Source organism: Moorena sp. SIO3A2 (assembly GCF_010672265.1).
Classification (GTDB): Bacteria; Cyanobacteriota; Cyanobacteriia; order Cyanobacteriales; family Coleofasciculaceae; genus Moorena; species Moorena producens.
Genome location: NZ_JAAHHC010000007.1, coordinates 138,615 through 156,462, shown reverse-complemented (window position 1 = coordinate 156,462; position 17,848 = coordinate 138,615). Strand labels below are relative to the sequence as shown.

Annotated in this window: 16 protein-coding genes; 14 read left to right on the top strand and 2 right to left on the bottom strand. The window is 41.9% G+C overall.

What is annotated here, in order from left to right; translation table 11 throughout:
• Nucleotides 1-10 precede the first annotated feature (10 nt).
• The 5 genes from F6K64_RS10125 (at nt 11) to F6K64_RS10105 (ending at nt 7,626) form a co-directional block, all read left to right on the top strand.
• Entirely contained in the window at nt 11-1,684 is a 1,674-nt protein-coding gene (locus F6K64_RS10125; protein WP_008179478.1) for an alkaline phosphatase family protein, read from the top strand.
• Between the two features lie 540 nt (nt 1,685-2,224).
• Entirely contained in the window at nt 2,225-3,472 is a 1,248-nt protein-coding gene (locus F6K64_RS10120) for an O-antigen ligase family protein (protein ID WP_008179476.1), read from the top strand.
• Nucleotides 3,469-4,563 carry a glycosyltransferase family 2 protein gene (locus F6K64_RS10115; RefSeq protein ID WP_008179474.1) on the top strand — a complete coding sequence of 365 codons (1,095 nt, stop codon included), beginning with the start codon at nt 3,469-3,471 and terminating at the stop codon, nt 4,561-4,563. Before F6K64_RS10120 ends, F6K64_RS10115 begins: the two co-directional genes overlap by 4 nt.
• 617 nt (nt 4,564-5,180) lie before the next feature.
• Nucleotides 5,181-6,071, top strand: coding sequence for a sulfotransferase domain-containing protein (locus F6K64_RS10110; RefSeq protein WP_008179470.1), 891 nt, complete (start codon nt 5,181-5,183; stop codon nt 6,069-6,071).
• 250 nt (nt 6,072-6,321) lie between these two features.
• On the top strand, nt 6,322-7,626 hold the full coding sequence (locus F6K64_RS10105; protein ID WP_008179467.1) for an oligosaccharide flippase family protein: 1,305 nt from the start codon (nt 6,322-6,324) through the stop codon (nt 7,624-7,626).
• A gap of 462 nt (nt 7,627-8,088) precedes the next feature.
• Here F6K64_RS10105 and F6K64_RS10100 read toward each other — a convergent pair whose 3' ends face one another.
• On the bottom strand, nt 8,089-8,229 hold the full coding sequence (locus tag F6K64_RS10100; RefSeq protein WP_161603126.1) for a hypothetical protein: 141 nt from the start codon (nt 8,227-8,229) through the stop codon (nt 8,089-8,091).
• A gap of 35 nt (nt 8,230-8,264) precedes the next feature.
• Between F6K64_RS10100 and F6K64_RS10095 the strand changes: the two genes are divergently transcribed.
• The 8 genes from F6K64_RS10095 (at nt 8,265) to F6K64_RS10060 (ending at nt 16,387) form a co-directional block, all read left to right on the top strand.
• Nucleotides 8,265-8,453, top strand: a complete 189-nt coding sequence (locus tag F6K64_RS10095) for a hypothetical protein (RefSeq protein WP_008179465.1) — start codon at nt 8,265-8,267, stop codon at nt 8,451-8,453.
• Between the two features lie 213 nt (nt 8,454-8,666).
• Nucleotides 8,667-9,902 (top strand): glycosyltransferase, encoded by a 1,236-nt coding sequence (locus F6K64_RS10090; protein WP_044492195.1) that lies wholly within the window; start codon nt 8,667-8,669, stop codon nt 9,900-9,902.
• A gap of 303 nt (nt 9,903-10,205) precedes the next feature.
• The gene (locus tag F6K64_RS10085; protein WP_008179461.1) at nt 10,206-11,129 is read left to right on the top strand and encodes a sulfotransferase family protein; all 924 of its coding nucleotides are present in this window, start codon (nt 10,206-10,208) and stop codon (nt 11,127-11,129) included.
• A gap of 144 nt (nt 11,130-11,273) precedes the next feature.
• Nucleotides 11,274-12,338 carry a glycosyltransferase family 4 protein gene (locus F6K64_RS10080; RefSeq protein ID WP_044492252.1) on the top strand — a complete coding sequence of 355 codons (1,065 nt, stop codon included), beginning with the start codon at nt 11,274-11,276 and terminating at the stop codon, nt 12,336-12,338.
• A gap of 340 nt (nt 12,339-12,678) precedes the next feature.
• A complete protein-coding gene (locus F6K64_RS10075) occupies nt 12,679-13,845 on the top strand; it encodes an endo-1,4-beta-xylanase (RefSeq protein ID WP_229414292.1) in 1,167 nt (388 codons plus the stop codon).
• Between the two features lie 141 nt (nt 13,846-13,986).
• The gene (locus F6K64_RS10070; RefSeq protein WP_008179455.1) at nt 13,987-14,583 is read left to right on the top strand and encodes an IS607 family transposase; all 597 of its coding nucleotides are present in this window, start codon (nt 13,987-13,989) and stop codon (nt 14,581-14,583) included.
• A gap of 29 nt (nt 14,584-14,612) precedes the next feature.
• Nucleotides 14,613-16,085: a zinc ribbon domain-containing protein gene (locus tag F6K64_RS10065; RefSeq protein ID WP_044492192.1), complete on the top strand. Its 1,473-nt coding sequence runs from the start codon at nt 14,613-14,615 to the stop codon at nt 16,083-16,085.
• A gap of 29 nt (nt 16,086-16,114) precedes the next feature.
• Nucleotides 16,115-16,387, top strand: coding sequence for a hypothetical protein (locus F6K64_RS10060; protein WP_131826936.1), 273 nt, complete (start codon nt 16,115-16,117; stop codon nt 16,385-16,387).
• 19 nt (nt 16,388-16,406) lie between these two features.
• Here the strand turns inward: F6K64_RS10060 and F6K64_RS10055 are convergent, their stop codons facing one another.
• Nucleotides 16,407-16,637 carry a helix-turn-helix domain-containing protein gene (locus tag F6K64_RS10055; RefSeq protein WP_008179453.1) on the bottom strand — a complete coding sequence of 77 codons (231 nt, stop codon included), beginning with the start codon at nt 16,635-16,637 and terminating at the stop codon, nt 16,407-16,409.
• A gap of 948 nt (nt 16,638-17,585) precedes the next feature.
• Between F6K64_RS10055 and F6K64_RS10050 the strand changes: the two genes are divergently transcribed.
• The gene (locus F6K64_RS10050; protein ID WP_008179452.1) at nt 17,586-17,783 is read left to right on the top strand and encodes a hypothetical protein; all 198 of its coding nucleotides are present in this window, start codon (nt 17,586-17,588) and stop codon (nt 17,781-17,783) included.
• The last annotated feature ends 65 nt before the right edge of the window (nt 17,784-17,848 follow it).

Here is a 17,848-nt window from a genome sequence, read left to right as displayed (position 1 = left end):
AAAAACTATCATGAAAACCCCTGTAATTGCTATTGGACTGGATGCAGCTGACCCGCTATTGTTGGAGAATTGGATGTCCCAAGGACATCTGAAGACCCTCAACAAAATACGGCAACAAGGAATCTATGGTCGCCTGAACAATACCGTTAACTACAACAAGAAGACAGTTGAATTTTCCTCCACTGAACCCTTGTGGGTGATGTTTTCTACCGGTTGTTTACCAGATAAAACCGGTTTTTGGGATACGATAAAATTTTATCCAGACACTTATAAAGTAGTCTGCGACAAAATTTATAGTGGATACGATTATAAAGAATATAATCCCTTTTATGCCTTAGGGGATGACTACCGGGTTGCTGCCTTTGATGTACCAGTATCAGCACTGTCAGATCAAATTAATGGCTTACAAATTTTGGGTTGGGGGGGACATTATCCCTTTGTGCCAAGCCATTCCCAACCGCCGGAATTATTGCCCAATATTATTGCCCAATACGGCAAAAACCCAGTGCTCCATAAAGATAATGGTCGCTGGTGGGATCCAGTTTATTTTAAATGGATTCAGCAAGCTCTAAAAACTAGTATCTCCACCCGCTCAGAGATTTGTCGGGATTTACTTCAGCGTGAACCGTGGGACTTGTTCGTGACCGCTTTCGGTGAAACTCACAGTGCTGGTCATGACCTGTGGGACCGCAGCCAACCAGATCACCAGCTCTACCCTTACCAGAGCAAAAAGAATGGTAAGGCTGGAGACCCCATGCTGAAAATCTTTGAAGCGGTGGATGATGCGATCGCAAAAATTATCGCTGCTGCGCCTAAGGATGCCTATATCTTGTGTTTCGCAGTTCATGGCATGGCTGCCAATGTTACCGACTTGATGAGCATGATGTTCCTGCCAGAATTGGTCTATCGGTATAACTTCCCTGGCAAGTATGCCATTACTCCCAGCAAAATCGGAGTCACTCCCCCACCACCAATTACTCGTCCAATCCGCAACTCTTGGCCAGGGGAAGTATGGCGACAGATTTATGAACCCAATCCCATTAAGCAGTTGTTCAACACCTGGACCCATAAAGCCTTTTTACAATCTGGCCAGCACGGTTTACTCTCTCCTTATCCCCTCATGAAGCACAGAGTGCAATTGGGTTGGATGCCAGCTACTCTATATACTCCCCTGTGGCCCAAGATGAAAGCCTTTGCTTTACCGGCCTTTGCTGATGGACATATTCGCATCAACCTCAAAGGACGGGAACGAGATGGTATTGTTGAGCCTTCCGAGTATGATGCTCTGTGCGATAACCTAACAGACTTCCTTTATCGCCTTACCGATGGTAGGACAGGAGAACCATTAGTTAAACAAGTAGTGCGCACCCATAACGTAGCCACAGATGATAACCCCAAACTGCCAGATGCTGACCTAGTAGTCGTATGGCACGAGTGTCCCACAGATGTAGTGGATAGTCCTGATGTGGGACGCATTGGTCCAATTACCTATAATCGTCCTGGTGGTCACCGAGCCAGAGGCTTCTTGATGGCAACTGGACCAGGAATAACCCCAGGTTCTAGTTTGCCAGAGGCTCATCCTGTAGATATAGCCCCAACCATCTTGAGGTTGATGGGAGCACCGATTCCTGACTACTTTGATGGCAAATCTCTAGTTAGTCCGACTTTATCCATCTCAGCTTGACATATAAATCAACCCTAGGGATAGGGTTTCATTTCCCTATCTGGGTAATTCCTGAGCCTCTTAGATTCAGCAGGTTTAAGGGTGTAGATTCACTCTTAGCTGGCCAGATAATACTAACTTGAAACAATGCCATCCATTGCCCTAGTTCGCAAGTATAGGATTAACCCATTGAAATCCTATACTTGCAGATTTAGATCAGGTTTTGTATACAGGTTATCTTTTCACTAAAACAATTTTTGTATAAAGTAAGCTTTTGTAGAAAATAATCACTGCTTAATATCAAGTTTAGGAGTATTATTACTCTTAGGTCAGGGTTTAAAAAACCTGTGAAGTCAAGCAATATCATGGTTTTGAAATGCCATAATCGTGGCGAAACTTGCCTATTCCTTCCCCAGCAAGCTTGCTACATTTATATGGCTAGTTTCATTATACCACAAAGAAGCCTCCAAACATGATATAAGTTCTGAATTAGTAACTTTTTGCATATAACATTATGACTACAATAGTATACCTACAATTTTTTGCTATAAACCAAGGTTCATGAGAAAAATTTTGGCATTTTTTGAACCGATTTTCACTACTGTTTCCTTGGTGCTCTATTCAGGAGGAGTACTCACTGTAATTTTATCAGGAGGCAGAAGTGAGGGGGATGTCATACAAGAATTTGATTCCTCCCTCAGTAGATTGCTGTTCGTATTAATTTATCTCGTTACCTTTTTCCTCCTAACACTACGGTGGAAAAAGGTACTTTATGTCCTCAGTAAAGATAGGTGGCTGAGTCTGTTGGTGGGGATAGCAGTAGTATCTGTTTTCTGGTCTTCTGAACCAACAACGACTATCAACCGTGCTGTTGCCCTAATTGGCACAACCTTGTTTGGTGTTTACCTCGCCAGTCGCTACACCATGAAAGAACAGCTAGAAATGCTGGGTTGGGCGTTCGGAGTAGCAATATTGCTCAGTTTTCTGTTTATTGTGGCTCTGCCGAAATACGGGATTATGGGGGGAGTTCATGCTGGAACTTGGCGAGGAATCTACGTCCATAAAAATGTTCTTGGCAAAGTAATGGTGCCCAGTGCAGTCGTATTTTTGCTCCTAGCTATTCGGGGCAAAAAAAATAATTTACTGTTGTGGGGGGGGTTTGGCTTTGCCGTAATTCTTTTACTATTTACAACTTCAAAAACTGCACTGGTTAGTCTTATAATTATGTTATTATCTCTATATCTATACCGGATGTTACGGTGGCGATATTACTTACTGATTCCGGCTATATTTGCCATGACAACATTCGGAGGCAGCGTCTTAATCTGGTTGCTAGATAATGCAGACGCTTTGCTAGGTGCAATCGGTAAAGATGCTACCTTAACCGGTCGTACAAAGCTATGGCCCTTCGTGTTGGACATGATTGAGAAACAGCCGTGGTTCGGTTATGGCTATGGTTCATTCTGGAATGGCTTGAATGGTGAATCTGCCTATGTCTGGCGTGCAGTATTGTGGCCAGCTCCCAACGCCCACAACGGCTTGCTCGACCTATGGCTAGCTTTAGGAATCTTGGGAGTATTAATCTACCTAATTGGATTTAGTTTTAGTTTACTAAGAGCTATTGCTTGGCTTCGTGTAAGTAAAACATCAGAGAATCTCTGGCCATTATTGTTATTAACCTATACCGTGTTAGCCAATATCACAGAGACATCAGTGATGATACAAAACAATATCTTTTGGGTGCTATACACATCTGTAGCTCTTTCGGTGCTTATTCCATTAGAGCGACAACAAAACCTATTGAAATGAATGAAAACTGTCAGTTATTAGTCAGCATTGTAATCAACAACTACAATTACGGTCAGTTTCTACCTCAAGCAATTGACAGTAGCCTGAGTCAGACTTATCCAAATACCGAAGTCATTGTGGTGGATGATGAGTCCACTGACAACTCTCAGGATATTATCAATAGCTACGGTGAGCAAATTACTCCTATCCTCAAAAAAAATGGTGGGCAAGCATCAGCGCTCAATGCCGGTTTTTATGTCAGCCGTGGGGAGATTGTAATTTTTTTAGATGCTGATGATTACTTATTCCCTAATGCGGTGTCCGAAGTGGTAGCCGTTTGGAAACCAGGGGTAGTTCAGGTGCAATATCGTTTAGAGTTGGTCAATGCCCTTAGTGAATTTATTGGTATCCATCCAGCTCCAGACATAACATTTGATAGTGGCACCGTTTGGCCAATTTTGTTGGAGAAGGGAAAGTACAGCAGTACTGTAACCAGTGGCAATAGTTTTGCACGGTCAGCACTAGCTCAAATTTTTCCTATACCCGAATCTGATTTTACCATAGCTGCTGATGGTTATCTAGTCACCCTGAACCCATTTTATGGGCAAGTGGTATCGATTGAAAAACCCCTTGGGGCATACCGACAACATGGGAAGAATTTGTGGGCTTTTTCTAAGGGAACCATTCCCATTGAACGGTTTCGTCGGTCTATCAACCATGATTTTATCAAGTATAACTATTTAGTAAGCAAGGCGACTGAGTTCGGCTATCACGTATGCCCGGATTTGAGCTTTCGTGACCCCAATCATTTGATTCACCGTATCGCTTCTTTACGACTAGATCCTCACCATCATCCTTTTGCTTCTGATTCCCCTGTAGTCTTAGCTTACAAAGGATATTGCTCAATCTGGAAATATTCTAAATTTAATTGGAAAAAGAAGCTACTCTGGAGTCATTGGTTCCTGTGGGTAGGACTAATGCCCTATAGTCTTGTAAAACCAGTAATTTATTGGCCCCTTAGTTCAGCATCTCGTCCTAAAATTATTCTCTGGCTAGCAAAAATAATCCGCAGAGTTATACGCATCTTGACTTATCAACAAGTTACGGATTAACTCCTCAGGGTAAACGCATCGAAATTTGTATCAAAACTTACAGTTAAAAAGTAAACAATAGTATCAAAAATCTAGAATCACCCTGGTTATTATCAATAAGCCCAATTTATTCTCAATTATTGGCCGTGTTATCCAAGGTCGATTTGAGAGTACTCTACATTCTGGTTGCGTACGCAAATCCGACTTTGATTTTTGTTCAAAGTCAACGAATTTTCCGCTGACTTTGAACAAAAAAACTGATTTAGGATGGGATTTATGGGAATTTACCCAAAAAATTGAGTTAATGATATTTTTGTCTGTTACCATTTATACCAAATTAGATGCGTTTACCCTGATTAACTCCTGGTTAATATATCTTAAATAATTGGTAGGAGCTGGGTAGTAATAATTACCCAAAAGTATACTAGTTAATAGTCTTATATAATAAGGTCATGATTTCTTACTCAAATTATTCTCTAGTTAGGGAAAATAATCCGTATTAATACCTAAATTTGCGTAGAGATAATCAGCTAAATTACTTAGGATAATCAGCAATATAGTCAATTGTTTTATAGATTTTAATCTAGGTATAATTAACAACGGCGAAATAGCAGTTCGATATTACGAGACAGTTTTTAGTGACTTTACCGAACTTTTTAATCATTGGAGCCCAAAAGGCTGGAACTACCTGGTTAGCCCATAATCTCAGGGAACATCCTGAGGTATTTATACCTGGAAATGAGATTCATTACTTTAATAAGACCTATAATCTCAATCAAGGTATTGAATGGTATAAAAACCATTTTGCTGATGTTAATGGAGAAAAAGTTATTGGAGAAAAAACTCCTAATTACTTATGGATCGATCCATTGCCTGATGCCCAGGGTAAAGTCTACTATGACCCCCTCGAAGAAATTCCCTATTCCCATCGGCTGATCTACGAAACATTGCCTGAAGCAAAGCTTATTGTAGTCCTAAGAAATCCAGTTGAACGAGCCATTGCTGCTATAAATCACTTTATCAAAAATGGAGCTATATCTCTCAATGATGACCTTGATGAACTATTAGTTGGTGATCAACAACCCCTAGTTGAGCGCTATGGCATCATCGACATGGGACGATATTATCGCCAACTGCAAGGCTACTATGACTACTTCGATCCTAAGCAAATGCTAATTCTAGTCTTTGAAGAAGACATTGCTCAAAACTCAGACGATTCTCTGAAAAAGGTTTGTGAATTCCTTGAGATAGATTCTTCGTTTGATTTTAGTAAAAAGTATAAAAAAGTCCATAAAAGCACTAGTTCACCAATTGCTCGTTATCTCGGAACCCGTTTCCCATTTATGCGTGGCTTGATTAATCGTGTTGATCAGCGCTTACCCTTACAACACCAAAAGCTTCGACCCAGTCCATCAGCGATTCAAAAACTCTACACTATCTATGCCAATGACAATCAAAAGCTCTTCAAATTATTAAGGCGGGAGATATCGGCATGGCACAGCAAAGAATTAGTGGGATTAAGCAGCTAGTCAGCCTAAGGGTGAGGATAATAAAAAATTAGCCATATAAGTAGGGATAAATCAGATAATATATAAGTTGCCTTCAGAGATATTATGATGCTAACTTTTAGAGTAATATCTTCGATGGCAACTTGGTATAAGTCATACCAATAATTCGCTGATTGTCTTCTTAGTCTGGGTAATCAGAGATGATTTTCGATCAGTTACCAACTTGGCAGATAATCCTGGCAGCAAAAAGGTATGATCCAAACTACTTGATATGAATTTTCAATCCCTCAAATCCAGGCTCATTGGCATATTTCAGAAATCCCTAGTACGTAACACCTTGTGGATGCTATTGGCTAAATTTCTGAAGATGATTGTCCAAGCGGCCTATTTCGTGATTATTGCTCGTACCCTCGGTGCTCAACAGTATGGTCTGTTTGCTAGTTTGACGGCTTTAGCGGCGATTATATCACCTTTTGCTACCTGGGGTAGTGGAGATGTTTTAATTAAAAATGTCTCTAGAAACCGAGCCTTATTCAAGGAATACTGGGGCAATGCGCTGTTGATGGTTTTTACCTCTAGTTTGGTGCTAATTGCCTTAGTTATGCTTATAGCTCCAGCTATTTTACCTCAAGGAACGTCGCCCCTGCTAATATTTTTGGTATTTTTGTCTGACTTACTCTTTTTGAAAATTTTAGCCACCGCTGGTCAGGCATTTATCGCGGTCAGTCAGCTTAAGCACACCGCCCAGATTCATTTTTTACTCAGTCTAAAAAACTTAGTGGCAACACTTTGTTTTGTCAGCTTCTTTCAGACATCAGATATTGTAGTTTGGGCAGCTTTATATCTGGCTAGTACAGCAATAGCAGCTGGGGTTGGATTTCTGATGGTACATCGGATGTTAGGAACTCCTAAATTGGCAATATCAAAGATCAAGCCGGAGATGCTTCAGGGATTCTACTTTTCTGTCAACCTTTGTGCTGAAACGGTTAACAACAATGTAGATAAAACCATGCTGGCGCGTCTTTCTACATTACAAGCTACAGGTATATATGCTGCTGCATACCGTTTAATTGATGTGGCATTTGTCCCTGTACAATCTCTGTTAGCCGCTTCCTATGCCAAGTTTTTTCAGAAGGGAGCCGCTGGCATCCGGGGAAGTCTCAATCTGGCCAAGCGTCTATCACCAATTGCTGGTATGTACGGAATAGCTGCTGGTATCGGGTTGTTTATCTCGGCTCCAATGGTACCCTACATCATAGGTGAAGACTATAGTGAGGTAGTCAATGCCTTACGTTGGTTAGCACCGATACCGTTTTTTAAAGCCATGCAGTTTTTTGCGGCGGACACCCTAACTGGTGCTGGATTTCAAGGGTTGCGTAGTAGCATACAAGTAACGGCAGCTCTGTTGAACTTTTCGTTAAACCTTTGGTTAATTCCTCTGTATTCATGGAAGGGAGCTGCCTGGTCAAGTTTAACCTCAGATTCCTTGAGGATGCTCAGCTTATGGCTATTAGTGTTTGTCTTATATCGGCAAGAGGTGACTAGAAGCAAGCGCCTTCAAGAATCGGAACATTAATCTTTATCCCCTTTCTCTAAGAGGGATGCAACATAACATTCTTGGGTAATTGCTCATAGCTAATTGCTCATGGGTAATCGGTAATCGGATCACCATTACTCATGACCTTGGCTGATTTTTACAAAAAATTTGCTGTTACTTAGGATGAAATTTCACTTTCTTTAATAAAGCTTTACATAATTTTTACGGATATTCTCTTACAATCAACTAGAGCTAGCAATAAGTCTCTGGCAAAGCCAATCAGCACGTTGCCTTGCTTTTAATTCCTACCTCGGACTTCTAACTAAAGTCTGGGTAAAATGCTATTGCTCGTGCTTTTGACAAATCTCGTAAGGAATCAAAGATAGCCAGTGATCAACTAGACCGCCCTACTATGGCAGGTAGGAGTTAGGTGAATACTTAGTCTACAAGACTTTGCCTACTCCTGTTCATCAAGTAGTTCCTCCAGTGACTCTAAAGTATTTATAGTGTATGACTAGCATCACCAAAATTCCTCAATTCTTGATGCAGTCGCTCATGGTTTGGGTTCTGTGTGCGGAACCTGCGTCCGCACCTGTCTTGATGCAGTCGCTCATGGGGGAAACCCCCAAGACCGCGCTGCATCGCTGTAAGCCCCGTGGAAACCACGGCAGTTGCTCATGGGGGGAACCCCCAAGACCGCACTGCCTCCCCAAGACCGCGCTGCATCGCTTCCAACCCCTGACTACTATATTGCTCCGATTAATACAAAGGGTTATATTGCCGACGGATTTCCGATTCATATCTTTTCAAAATCTGAACTACTCAAATCCTTGGATATTGCTAACAAAAAAATAATTTGTATTTAACTAGTGCTCTCGATATATTTTGTCAAGATCAAGTGGGAAATTTCCCTAACTATTATTGAGCATATATCTTGATAATATAGTGAAATTATACATTAGTTTAAATCTGCTTAATTTATGAAAAATCTAGGTTATTGAATAATTCCAAGTCACTGCTGATAATTATCATGACTAATTCTATAGGAGCAAACAACTGAGAGGAAGAGTAGCGCTATTATGAAGATTACATTAGTATGCCATGATATTCCCTATCCGCCCATCCATGGGGCGCGATTAGACATGTGGCGAAGGATAAAAGCTTTCTCTAATTTAGGGACTGATATACAAGTTATCTGCTGGTGTAGCCATACTCCAAAACCAGAGGAAGTCCTGGAAATTAGGAAGTATGCCAAGCAAGTTTTTTTTATAAAGTTTCCAAGGACAGTCGGTTCTTTTATTCGGCGGATAATTGACTTACTCAAGTATCCTTTGGAAGTTACATCTAGAATTGTTAGAGGTAAAGAATTCAAGCTATTACTGTCTGATGTGGCTGGGTTTAATCCTGATGTTATATTCCTGGATGGTATTCACGGTGGAGAAGTAGCAAATCAGTTAAGTCAACACTTGAATCTGCTGCTGGTTATTCGCTCTCACAATATCGAGCATTTGTACTATAAGCGAAAACTTGCGTCTGCCAAAGGGTTAAACAAGCTCAAACGATATTTATCACTGTCTAACTTGGAAACCTATGAAACAAATTTACTAAAAAATAGTACTTTATTTTACGATATCTCCCTAGATGACCTAAATTTTTGGAGAAGTCAAGGATTGACCAATGGTCGCTACTTACCGCCTCTGATTGAGTTTCATGAAGAGAATAGGGAAGCAATATCCAGAGATAAACTAAGCACCAATCCTGTCTATGATATCGTTTTTTTGGGTAACCTCTTTTCGGACAACAATGTAGCGGGAATAATCTGGTTTATTACCCAAGTTATGCCGATGATACGTTTGGCGTTACCAACATTTACTGTTTTAATAGCGGGTTCAAATCCTGTCCAGCACGTTAGGCAGCTATGTGAGGAAACTGCAGAAGTTGATCTGAAAATAAATCCAGTGTCTTCTACAGAAGTATACAAGTCCGGGCGCGTTCTCATTAATCCAGTTTCAGCTGGGAGTGGCGTTAGTATAAAGTCCCTAGAAATGCTGGTTTCTGGTAGACCGATTGTTTCTACACCACAGGGAATAGCAGGTCTACCAGAAGAGGTTCATCACTACTTTGAAATTGCTGTAGATAAGTCATCCTTTGCAGAAGCAATTATCAGATTTTTGTCCCATCCTTTTAGGGATAATGTTAATCCAGGTGTGCTTGAGGACTTATTTGGTTATAAAGCAATAGAAGGCGTTATTTCGGAACTAGATTGTCTGGTTTCACTTTCAAAGTCTAACCAGTTAGCTCAAGCTAAATCTTGATCTAGCAGTTCTCAATTGGGTGAGGTACGAAGCCCTTGGGTTTAATTGGACTATGGACTAGGAAGTAGGGGTTAGAAAAATTTACTTTACCTCATAACTATGAGAAACACTATATCGCTAAAAATTGATAGTTTTTCTACTATTTTAGTGTTTAGTGGTGATTAAATTTTAGTTAGCCTTTTAGTTAGCCTTTTAGTTAGCAGACTTGAGCAGTATTTCGAGGTTTATATAAAAAAACACCACTAAACCTCTGATTGCTTGAGTAAAAATCAAAATATTAACTGTCAATTCAGTAAAAGATAAATGAGGAAACAACGTTTAATTACTAATACCAGCTACTATCTTACCTCGTGGTTTTTGAATCACTGGCAAGTTGGTAAACGCCCAATTTTGATTTTAGGTCATGGTCGCAGCGGTACAAGTTGGGTCGGGAAAACATTGTCCACCGCAAATCGTGCTATATACTACTACGAGCCATGTAATCCAGAGATTACTGGAAAAGGTAACATGGAAACATGGTTCCGATATACACGACCTGGTGAGCGAGATGACTTGCTTGAAAATGCTTTTGATAATGTCTTCAAAGGTCTACCTTTTGGAGGCGCTTGGTACCGAGGTTTCTGGGCTAGAGCACTGCCTAATTATCAAATTATCGTGAAAGATGTAGCATCTCTGATGTCCATCGAGTGGGTTTTCAAGCGCTACAATCCAAAACTATTGGTAATTGTTCGACATCCTTGCCCCACCGTATTATCAGAAATTAACAAAGAAACTCCTGCTGAGCTTTCCCGAGATACTCTATTAGATCAATCTAGCTTATTTGAAGATCATCTCGAACCCTACCGCTCAGTGATAGAGCAAGCAAAAACGCCCATAGAAATCTTTGCAGCTATCTGGGCAGCAAGACATCGTGTTGTAGCCGATGCATTGTCTCGAAATCCTGAATGGTTATTGGTCTTTTATGAGGACTTATGCTTAGACCCTATTGGTAAGTTCAAAGAGCTATTTGAGAAGTTTGAATTGCCATGGAATAGGCGGGTAGAAAACCATGTACTCCAGAGTTCAACTAACAATATACCTGGTCGTTATTCCAAGGTACGTATAAGCACCCAACAAATAAATAAATGGAAACAAACGATGACCCAATCTGAAGTCGATGTTGTGCGTAATTATGTTAAAATATTCGATATACCATTTTATCAGTCTGATCAATTCTGGTCACTATAAACCTGAGATCGTTTAGGTTTTTTTAAAGCTATGAAGTAGTTGGCGGTAGACACCTTGACTGGTACTGGATTTCAAGGTTTACGTAGTAGGTTGCAAGTAACGGCAGCTCTAAAGTTAACCAAAGCTCAATGGAGTAGGTGCAATATGAAAATTCTTGCCCAACCAGCCTTTAAAGATCGTGACAAAAACCCTTATACGTGGCTAGTTTACACCCACCTGGCTACTTTGGGGGTTGATGTCCATGAGTTTTCTCCTAAAAAATTGCTGATAAATGATTATTCTATCTGGCATCGGCACTGGCCAGAACGAAACTTAAATGAACCTAACTTCTTCAGAGCGATCGCAAAAACGTTAGCTCTATTCTTCTTGATGATTTTGGCTCGCTGGCGGGGTACAAAAATTGTCTGGACAGTACACAACTTAGCCTCTCATGAACAGCTTTACCCGCAACTAGAGGCTTGGTTTTGGAAAGCCTTTACAAGGCAGTTGGATGGTTACATTAACCTTAGCAAAACTGGGATGAAATCTGCCCAAGAGCGCTTCCCTCAGTTAAAGAATATTCCTGGTTTTGTAGTACCCCATGGTCACTACCGAGGGCAGTATTCTAATCAAGTCAGTTCTCAAGAAGCTCGCCATTACCTAGGAATTCCAACTTCGGCGAAAGTATTGCTTTTGTTTGGTAAAATTAGACCTTACAAAAATGCTCCTAAATTGATGCGAGTTTTCCGACAGTTTTTTGACCCAGAAGCCATACTCTACATTGTGGGTAGTCCAGAATTTCCTGAATTAGCAGCAGAAATTGAAAGGGAATCCGCCTTAGATAAACGAGTCCGAATTAACCTAAATTTCATACCCCAAGACCATATGCAATGGTACTTTAGTGCTGCTGACTTAGTTATTTTGCCGTACCGCGAGATTTTAAACTCTGGTAGTGCTTTCTTAGCCCTCTCTTTTAACCTACCCATATTAGTTCCTAAAATTGGCGCTCTCCCTGAAGTTCAAGACCAAGTTGGTGAAGAATGGGTCTATACCTATACAGGAGAAATTACTGATTATGACATTGAAAACGCTTTAGATTGGGCGTTAAACACTCCCCGTCCAGAACAAGCTCCCCTAGACGCTTTTGATTGGCAAGAACTAGCCAATCAAACGATTAATGCCTACAATGAAATTGCCAACTACTCCATAAAAAGAATGAATAAATCGTAATAGCTGAACTATAATTATCAATTTCATTGATGCCTGAAAAATTCCTGTGCTATCTCACTAGATCAATTAGTTTTTTGGGGTTAAAAAAATCGGTTTAAAACCGTAAGCATGAGCTTAAAGCACCTCAAGTAGCGTGTGCGTAGCGCATATGCTTACGGTAAGCTTATCATGTTTATTGGTCTTATTGAGATAACTAAACCGATATTTTTTTACCATAAATTCCGGCATTTTTTACAAAATAAGCTTTTTAGGCTATTTTGTCACCCCCTCAGCGATAAATCACTGAAATAATGAAAGCTAGGCATATTAGGTGATGATTCCTAGGAGTAAAAACAAGTTAATGATTGGACGACGTGAATTATTACTGGGTTTAGGTAGCTTAGCCAGTGTCGGCCCTCTGACAAGGTGTAAATCTATCAGACAAAGTAACTCAATTCAAGCTATTGATGACCCGAAGCGAGACTTTGCAGTAGCTCAAGGAGCTTCTTTAAAAGAGCGTGCAGCAGCAAAAGGATTAATTTATGGAGCCGAGAGTCGATTCCCAGACCTATCCTCAAACCCAGCCTTAGGTACCCGTTTTGCTCAAGAGTGTGCCATGCTGGTTCCCGGATGGGGACTCAAGTGGTTTGTTTCTACTCCTTCTTCCCCTCCCCTGTGCCCTCACCCCCATCAGTTTGACTTTACGGCTGGGGATTGGATGGCAGACTTTGCCAAGACTCATGGATTGCTGTTTCGGGGACATACCCTAATTTGGCACATCTCGTTACCCCCTTGGTTTGAGGAGACAGTAAACCGCCAAAATGCTGAACAGTTCTTGGTTAGACATATAAAGACAGTGGCTGGGCGTTATGTTGGACAAATGCACTCCTGGGATGTGGTGAATGAAGCGATCGCTACCTTCCAAGGACGGGCAGATGGTTTACGCAAAACGCCATGGTTAAAATTTTTAGGTCCGAAATACATTGACCTAGCCTTTCGCATTGCAGCTGTTGCTGACCCCAAGGCAATGTTACTCTACAACGAGTATGGACTGAGTTATGATTCGAGTGATGAGCAAGCCAAGCGTAGGGCTGTATTGAAGCTACTAGAGGGGTTGAAGTCTCAGGGAACCCCCTGTCATGCCCTGGGAATCCAGGCTCACTTGCGAGGGAATAAACGGATTAACCCCCACAGCCTGCGGAAGTTTCTCCGAGATGTGGCGAGTATGGGTTTTAAAATCTTGATTACTGAACTAGATGTCAGAGATGACAAGTTACCAAAGGATGTGACTGTACGCGATCGCATGGTGGCTCAAGCTTATGAAGATTATCTGTCTGTTGTGCTTGATGAGCCAGCCGTGATTGCAGTAGTGACCTGGGGATTTAGCGATCGCTACACATACTTAAGTAGCTTCCATCCCCGGTCAGATGGTGCCCCAGTGCGACCTCTACCTCTCGATGCAGATTTCCAGCCCAAGTTAGCCTGGAATGCGATCGCTCGTGCTTTTGATAATGCTCCTAAGCGTTGAATCATTAGACCTTTGGGGAAATTAACTTTCAGCTGAGATATCAATTGGGTTAATGGTTCATTTTCACGCCTATGTAGCCTCACGTTCAGACCCCTTAAAAATGGGATAATATAGGATATATCGGTATCAATTAGACATCCTATGGATCTCACTCCCATAGAAGCCCAAGATAGATATGGCTATAACTCAAAGACTTTATCTAGATGGGCAGACGCAGGCAAGATTGAATGTATTAGGTCTCCCGGCGGGCACCGACGCTATTTGGCCAGTTCCATTGAGCGCTTAGTAGACGGAGAGGATTCACGTTCCGTTATTCTCTATGCCCGAGTGTCTACCAGGTCTCAGTCGGATGATCTTGCGTCTCAGGTTGAGTACTTGGGGCAGTGTTATCCAGAGTGTCGGTGCTACTCAGAGTACGGTTCTGGATTAAATTTCAAGAGACGTAAGTTCATCCAGTTAATGGAAAAGGTTGCTGGTTCACAGATAAAGACCATAGTCGTTGCTCACAAAGATCGACTATGCCGATTTGGTTTTGATTTCGTGGAGTGGTTTTGTTCCCTGCACAAATGCCAAATCATAGTATTGAATCACACCTATAAGTCTCCTCAACAGGAACTGATCGATGATTTTATGTCCATAATGCATTGCTTCAGCTCTAAGCTCTACTTCCTTCGTCGGTACGAAAAAGAAATAAAAAATACCGTCAAAGAAGTAGACAGATTAGACAAATTAGGATAAAATAGACGTAAGACGACAAAGACCTAACGATGCCAAAGCAGTCAACAACAAACAAGAAAATATCGACTCAAATTGTCCCCGTAGTGGGGATGACCAAGTCGGTTGAAAATGAGTTGCTAGCGACTATGAAAAACCTTGGGATTGTTAGGTCTGAATCTGATCACAAATTAGGGAGTATCAATCACTGGGGAATCGACTGGAAAAAGTCCTACCCCGAGGTCAGAACCTTCAGGACTCCTGATTCACTAGGTCTGCCTTCTAAATTGATGGAATGGACGGTCAGTGATGTGGCAAAAGCTATCACTGCTCAACAAGCGGCCTCAATTGATGCTGTTGTCAAAAAGGTTTATAAAAGGTTTCCTGGAAAAGCCAATCTAAAGGTCAGGAAAGACCAATGCCTACAACTGAAGACCTTGGCTTTCATGGACAGTCCACTGCTCCATAGGTTGGTCAGAAAGGAGTACCAAAGAGGGCATTCTTGGATCCGAAATAAAATAGTCTACCAACAAGGCGGCTACAAGTGTAAGAGAGTATCTCGAAACACCTACCAACTGGAATTAGCTGGTCTCAAGAGAGGAAAAAGGAACAAGGTACTAGTCAGATCTAACCGCAAGATCAAAGGGCAGATCCGACTAATTCACAACCAGTTGCTTCAGCGTTTTGAAGTTCATTTTCTGGTAGATCATGGAAGAGTTGACGTTCCTTTGGAGCGTCCATCTATCGGAATTGATAAGGGGTACACAGAGGCTTTCTTTGATTCGGAAGGGAAAGCTCATGGCAAAGGTCTGGGCAGGTTGGCGTCAAAGAAATCAGATCGAATATGCGCAAAAAACCGGAACCGAGGAAAACTTTGGGCACTGCACAGAAAGCTGGAAGAAATTGATCCGGCTAAGTCTGCTCGAATCCTGGAGAACAATCTTGGCAGAAAGACTGAGAACCGCCGTTACAGGAAAGACCTTGGTGAAATACTCGCCGTTATTGGCCAAGCCTCCAAGTCACTACTTGGAGGAAAAGCATTAAAAGTTTTTGCAGAAGATTTAACACAACCAATTACGAATAAGCGCCAGTCCAAGGCCATGTCTCGCAAGCTTAATAGCTGGATGATTGGACTGATGCGAGATTCCTTACAAAAATGGGCTAATTGGACTGGATCGGTTGTCACGGAAGTTCAGCCTAGCTACACGTCGCAAATTGACTCTAGGAATGGAACCCTATTAGGGAAAAGGACTGGGGACAATTTTACCGGATTTGATGGGGTCGTGTTGCAGGCTGACCACAATGCTGCCAAAAACATCCTTGCTCGGGGTACGGACTTCGAAATTTCTCGGTTCTCTTCGAGGGCTGAGGTTCAGGCAGTGTTGTTGCGTCGTACTGCGCGTTACTTGAAAGGGTTGGGACTGAGTTTAGCTAATGCAGTCGAGCTTGGATGGCTTGACTCTAAACATACTAAAACTCAGACTTTCAAGCAGCTCCTGGCCGGGATGTCAGGAACGTCTAAATAGTGAGTGGCAGGTTTAACTCCAATTACTGTATGACCACTCCTCACTTAGACAACAATAAAATGCACCTTGACCGGATTGTACGGGCTTGTCCCAATTTCTCCCGGTTTAAGAGTCTCCCTATGTATATATATAGGTTTATATATAATAGCAGTTCTCAATTGGGTGAGGTAGAAAGTCCTGGGTTAATGAGAGTCGGGAGATCGGAGTCGGGAGATCGGAGTCGGGAGATCGGATGCAGTGCGGTCTTGGGAGTCCCCCTCAAGACCGCACTGGCTCCCTTTGAACACACTGGCTCCCTTTGACCGCGCACCCGTCGCTTTACTAACGACGTTGTTTTGCTTGGTCAAAGGCTTCACAAAGTTCCTCGAAAGAACAACCCAGTATTTCAATCAGGAGCCTGACGTGCTTTAAACGTGGTTCGGCTTTGCCATTTTCCCAGTCACTAATCGTCGTAATGCTGACACCAACAGCAATGGCTAATTTCATTTGAGTCAGATTGACATGTTCCCTGAGTTTTACCAGGGTTAGAGGTTGATCTTCTTGGCTTTTCATAATAAATTGTTATTGTTCAAGAAAACTTGAACGGTTTGCTTAAATAGGGCTTGCGGATGAACTCTACATGTAGTGTTATTGTTACCCTCTAAAACCTACATGTCCTGTGTCGATGGCTAAATTGCGTAAGCCCTAATTAAAATAGGGCAGTTAACTTTGTTTTCTGCCCTTTTCTTGTTTGCCAGACAGCAGCAAGCAGTTTGGCGACCTCACATAGGGTTATTAGCTAGTTCAGTAAAATACCTTACCACTAACCATACCGTAGATAAATTTTCTGTAAAATGTTTGCACCAAACAGCTAATATTCCCCAAGCTATGCCAAGCTAGAGGCAAATCATCGCGCAATCGAAAGTAAGCCGCTTCAACACCTGCAGACTTGCCTCATCAGGGCAATCTAACCCGCAACTAATTACGGTGACATTTACCAAACCTCTCTATCGATAGGTGTAGGCTTCTCGCCAACCCCAGCCATCGCTATTTCCTTACAGAAACGCTTCCGTGTTCGGGTATAAGGCAAGCTTTACTTCTGACGGGATGCCCCACCGTCAAATTTCTGATTTTGATTGCTTTATCCACAGGAGGTTTGATTTCCACTGTCCTTAACCAGTGCATTTTCGGCTTTGGTCATCAACTTTAATAGACTTTAATTCACCATTACTTGCTCGTCTATTATAACTGATTAGACAAAAAGTGAGAAGAATTAGACAAAAAATCAGCAGAACTGTCAGGCTGCGTTCAATTTCACCCCCAAATTAGTACATATGTACTAATAACCCGGTCATCAATCCTGCCCGCTCATGATGAGGGGCTGTTTCCCTAAGTAAGCGTCCGCACATGGGTTACCCCATGGTACGAGCTTCCCAACGTCTAAGATGGGTCGCTGATGGTAGTGGAAGCTAATTTGGCTCCAAATTCAAGTGTCTCAAGGAAAACCTATAAGGAAAACCTATGTTGAATTATAGAGAAAAGCTCAATCCCTGGATCATTGTCCTTTTGCAACCCAAGCTCAGCAATATCACCGTTGGCCGATTCAGACGGCGCGGCAATGCTGAAGAACATCTACGAGTTTTAAAGCAGATGATGCCTGAGGCAAAATTTTCCATTATGTTTGATGTGGAGACTATTAGGGAGGATGTTGTTAACTAGTGGCTAAGGTAAGTCATTAGTCATTACTCATCTGTCGTAAGCATTCAGCCGTCAGCTATCAGCCG

Coding starts and splice junctions, on each gene's coding strand:
- F6K64_RS10070 (WP_008179455.1), top strand. CDS start 13,987: ATGGATCTCACTCCCATAGAAGCCCAAGATAGATATGGCTATAACTCA.
- F6K64_RS10055 (WP_008179453.1), bottom strand. CDS start 16,637: ATGAAAAGCCAAGAAGATCAACCTCTAACCCTGGTAAAACTCAGGGAA.
- F6K64_RS10105 (WP_008179467.1), top strand. CDS start 6,322: ATGAATTTTCAATCCCTCAAATCCAGGCTCATTGGCATATTTCAGAAA.
- F6K64_RS10050 (WP_008179452.1), top strand. CDS start 17,586: ATGTTGAATTATAGAGAAAAGCTCAATCCCTGGATCATTGTCCTTTTG.
- F6K64_RS10080 (WP_044492252.1), top strand. CDS start 11,274: ATGAAAATTCTTGCCCAACCAGCCTTTAAAGATCGTGACAAAAACCCT.
- F6K64_RS10120 (WP_008179476.1), top strand. CDS start 2,225: ATGAGAAAAATTTTGGCATTTTTTGAACCGATTTTCACTACTGTTTCC.
- F6K64_RS10100 (WP_161603126.1), bottom strand. CDS start 8,229: ATGCAGCGCGGTCTTGGGGGTTTCCCCCATGAGCGACTGCATCAAGAC.
- F6K64_RS10115 (WP_008179474.1), top strand. CDS start 3,469: ATGAATGAAAACTGTCAGTTATTAGTCAGCATTGTAATCAACAACTAC.
- F6K64_RS10085 (WP_008179461.1), top strand. CDS start 10,206: ATGAGGAAACAACGTTTAATTACTAATACCAGCTACTATCTTACCTCG.
- F6K64_RS10125 (WP_008179478.1), top strand. CDS start 11: ATGAAAACCCCTGTAATTGCTATTGGACTGGATGCAGCTGACCCGCTA.
- F6K64_RS10075 (WP_229414292.1), top strand. CDS start 12,679: ATGATTGGACGACGTGAATTATTACTGGGTTTAGGTAGCTTAGCCAGT.
- F6K64_RS10095 (WP_008179465.1), top strand. CDS start 8,265: ATGGGGGGAACCCCCAAGACCGCACTGCCTCCCCAAGACCGCGCTGCA.
- F6K64_RS10060 (WP_131826936.1), top strand. CDS start 16,115: ATGACCACTCCTCACTTAGACAACAATAAAATGCACCTTGACCGGATT.
- F6K64_RS10065 (WP_044492192.1), top strand. CDS start 14,613: ATGCCAAAGCAGTCAACAACAAACAAGAAAATATCGACTCAAATTGTC.
- F6K64_RS10090 (WP_044492195.1), top strand. CDS start 8,667: ATGAAGATTACATTAGTATGCCATGATATTCCCTATCCGCCCATCCAT.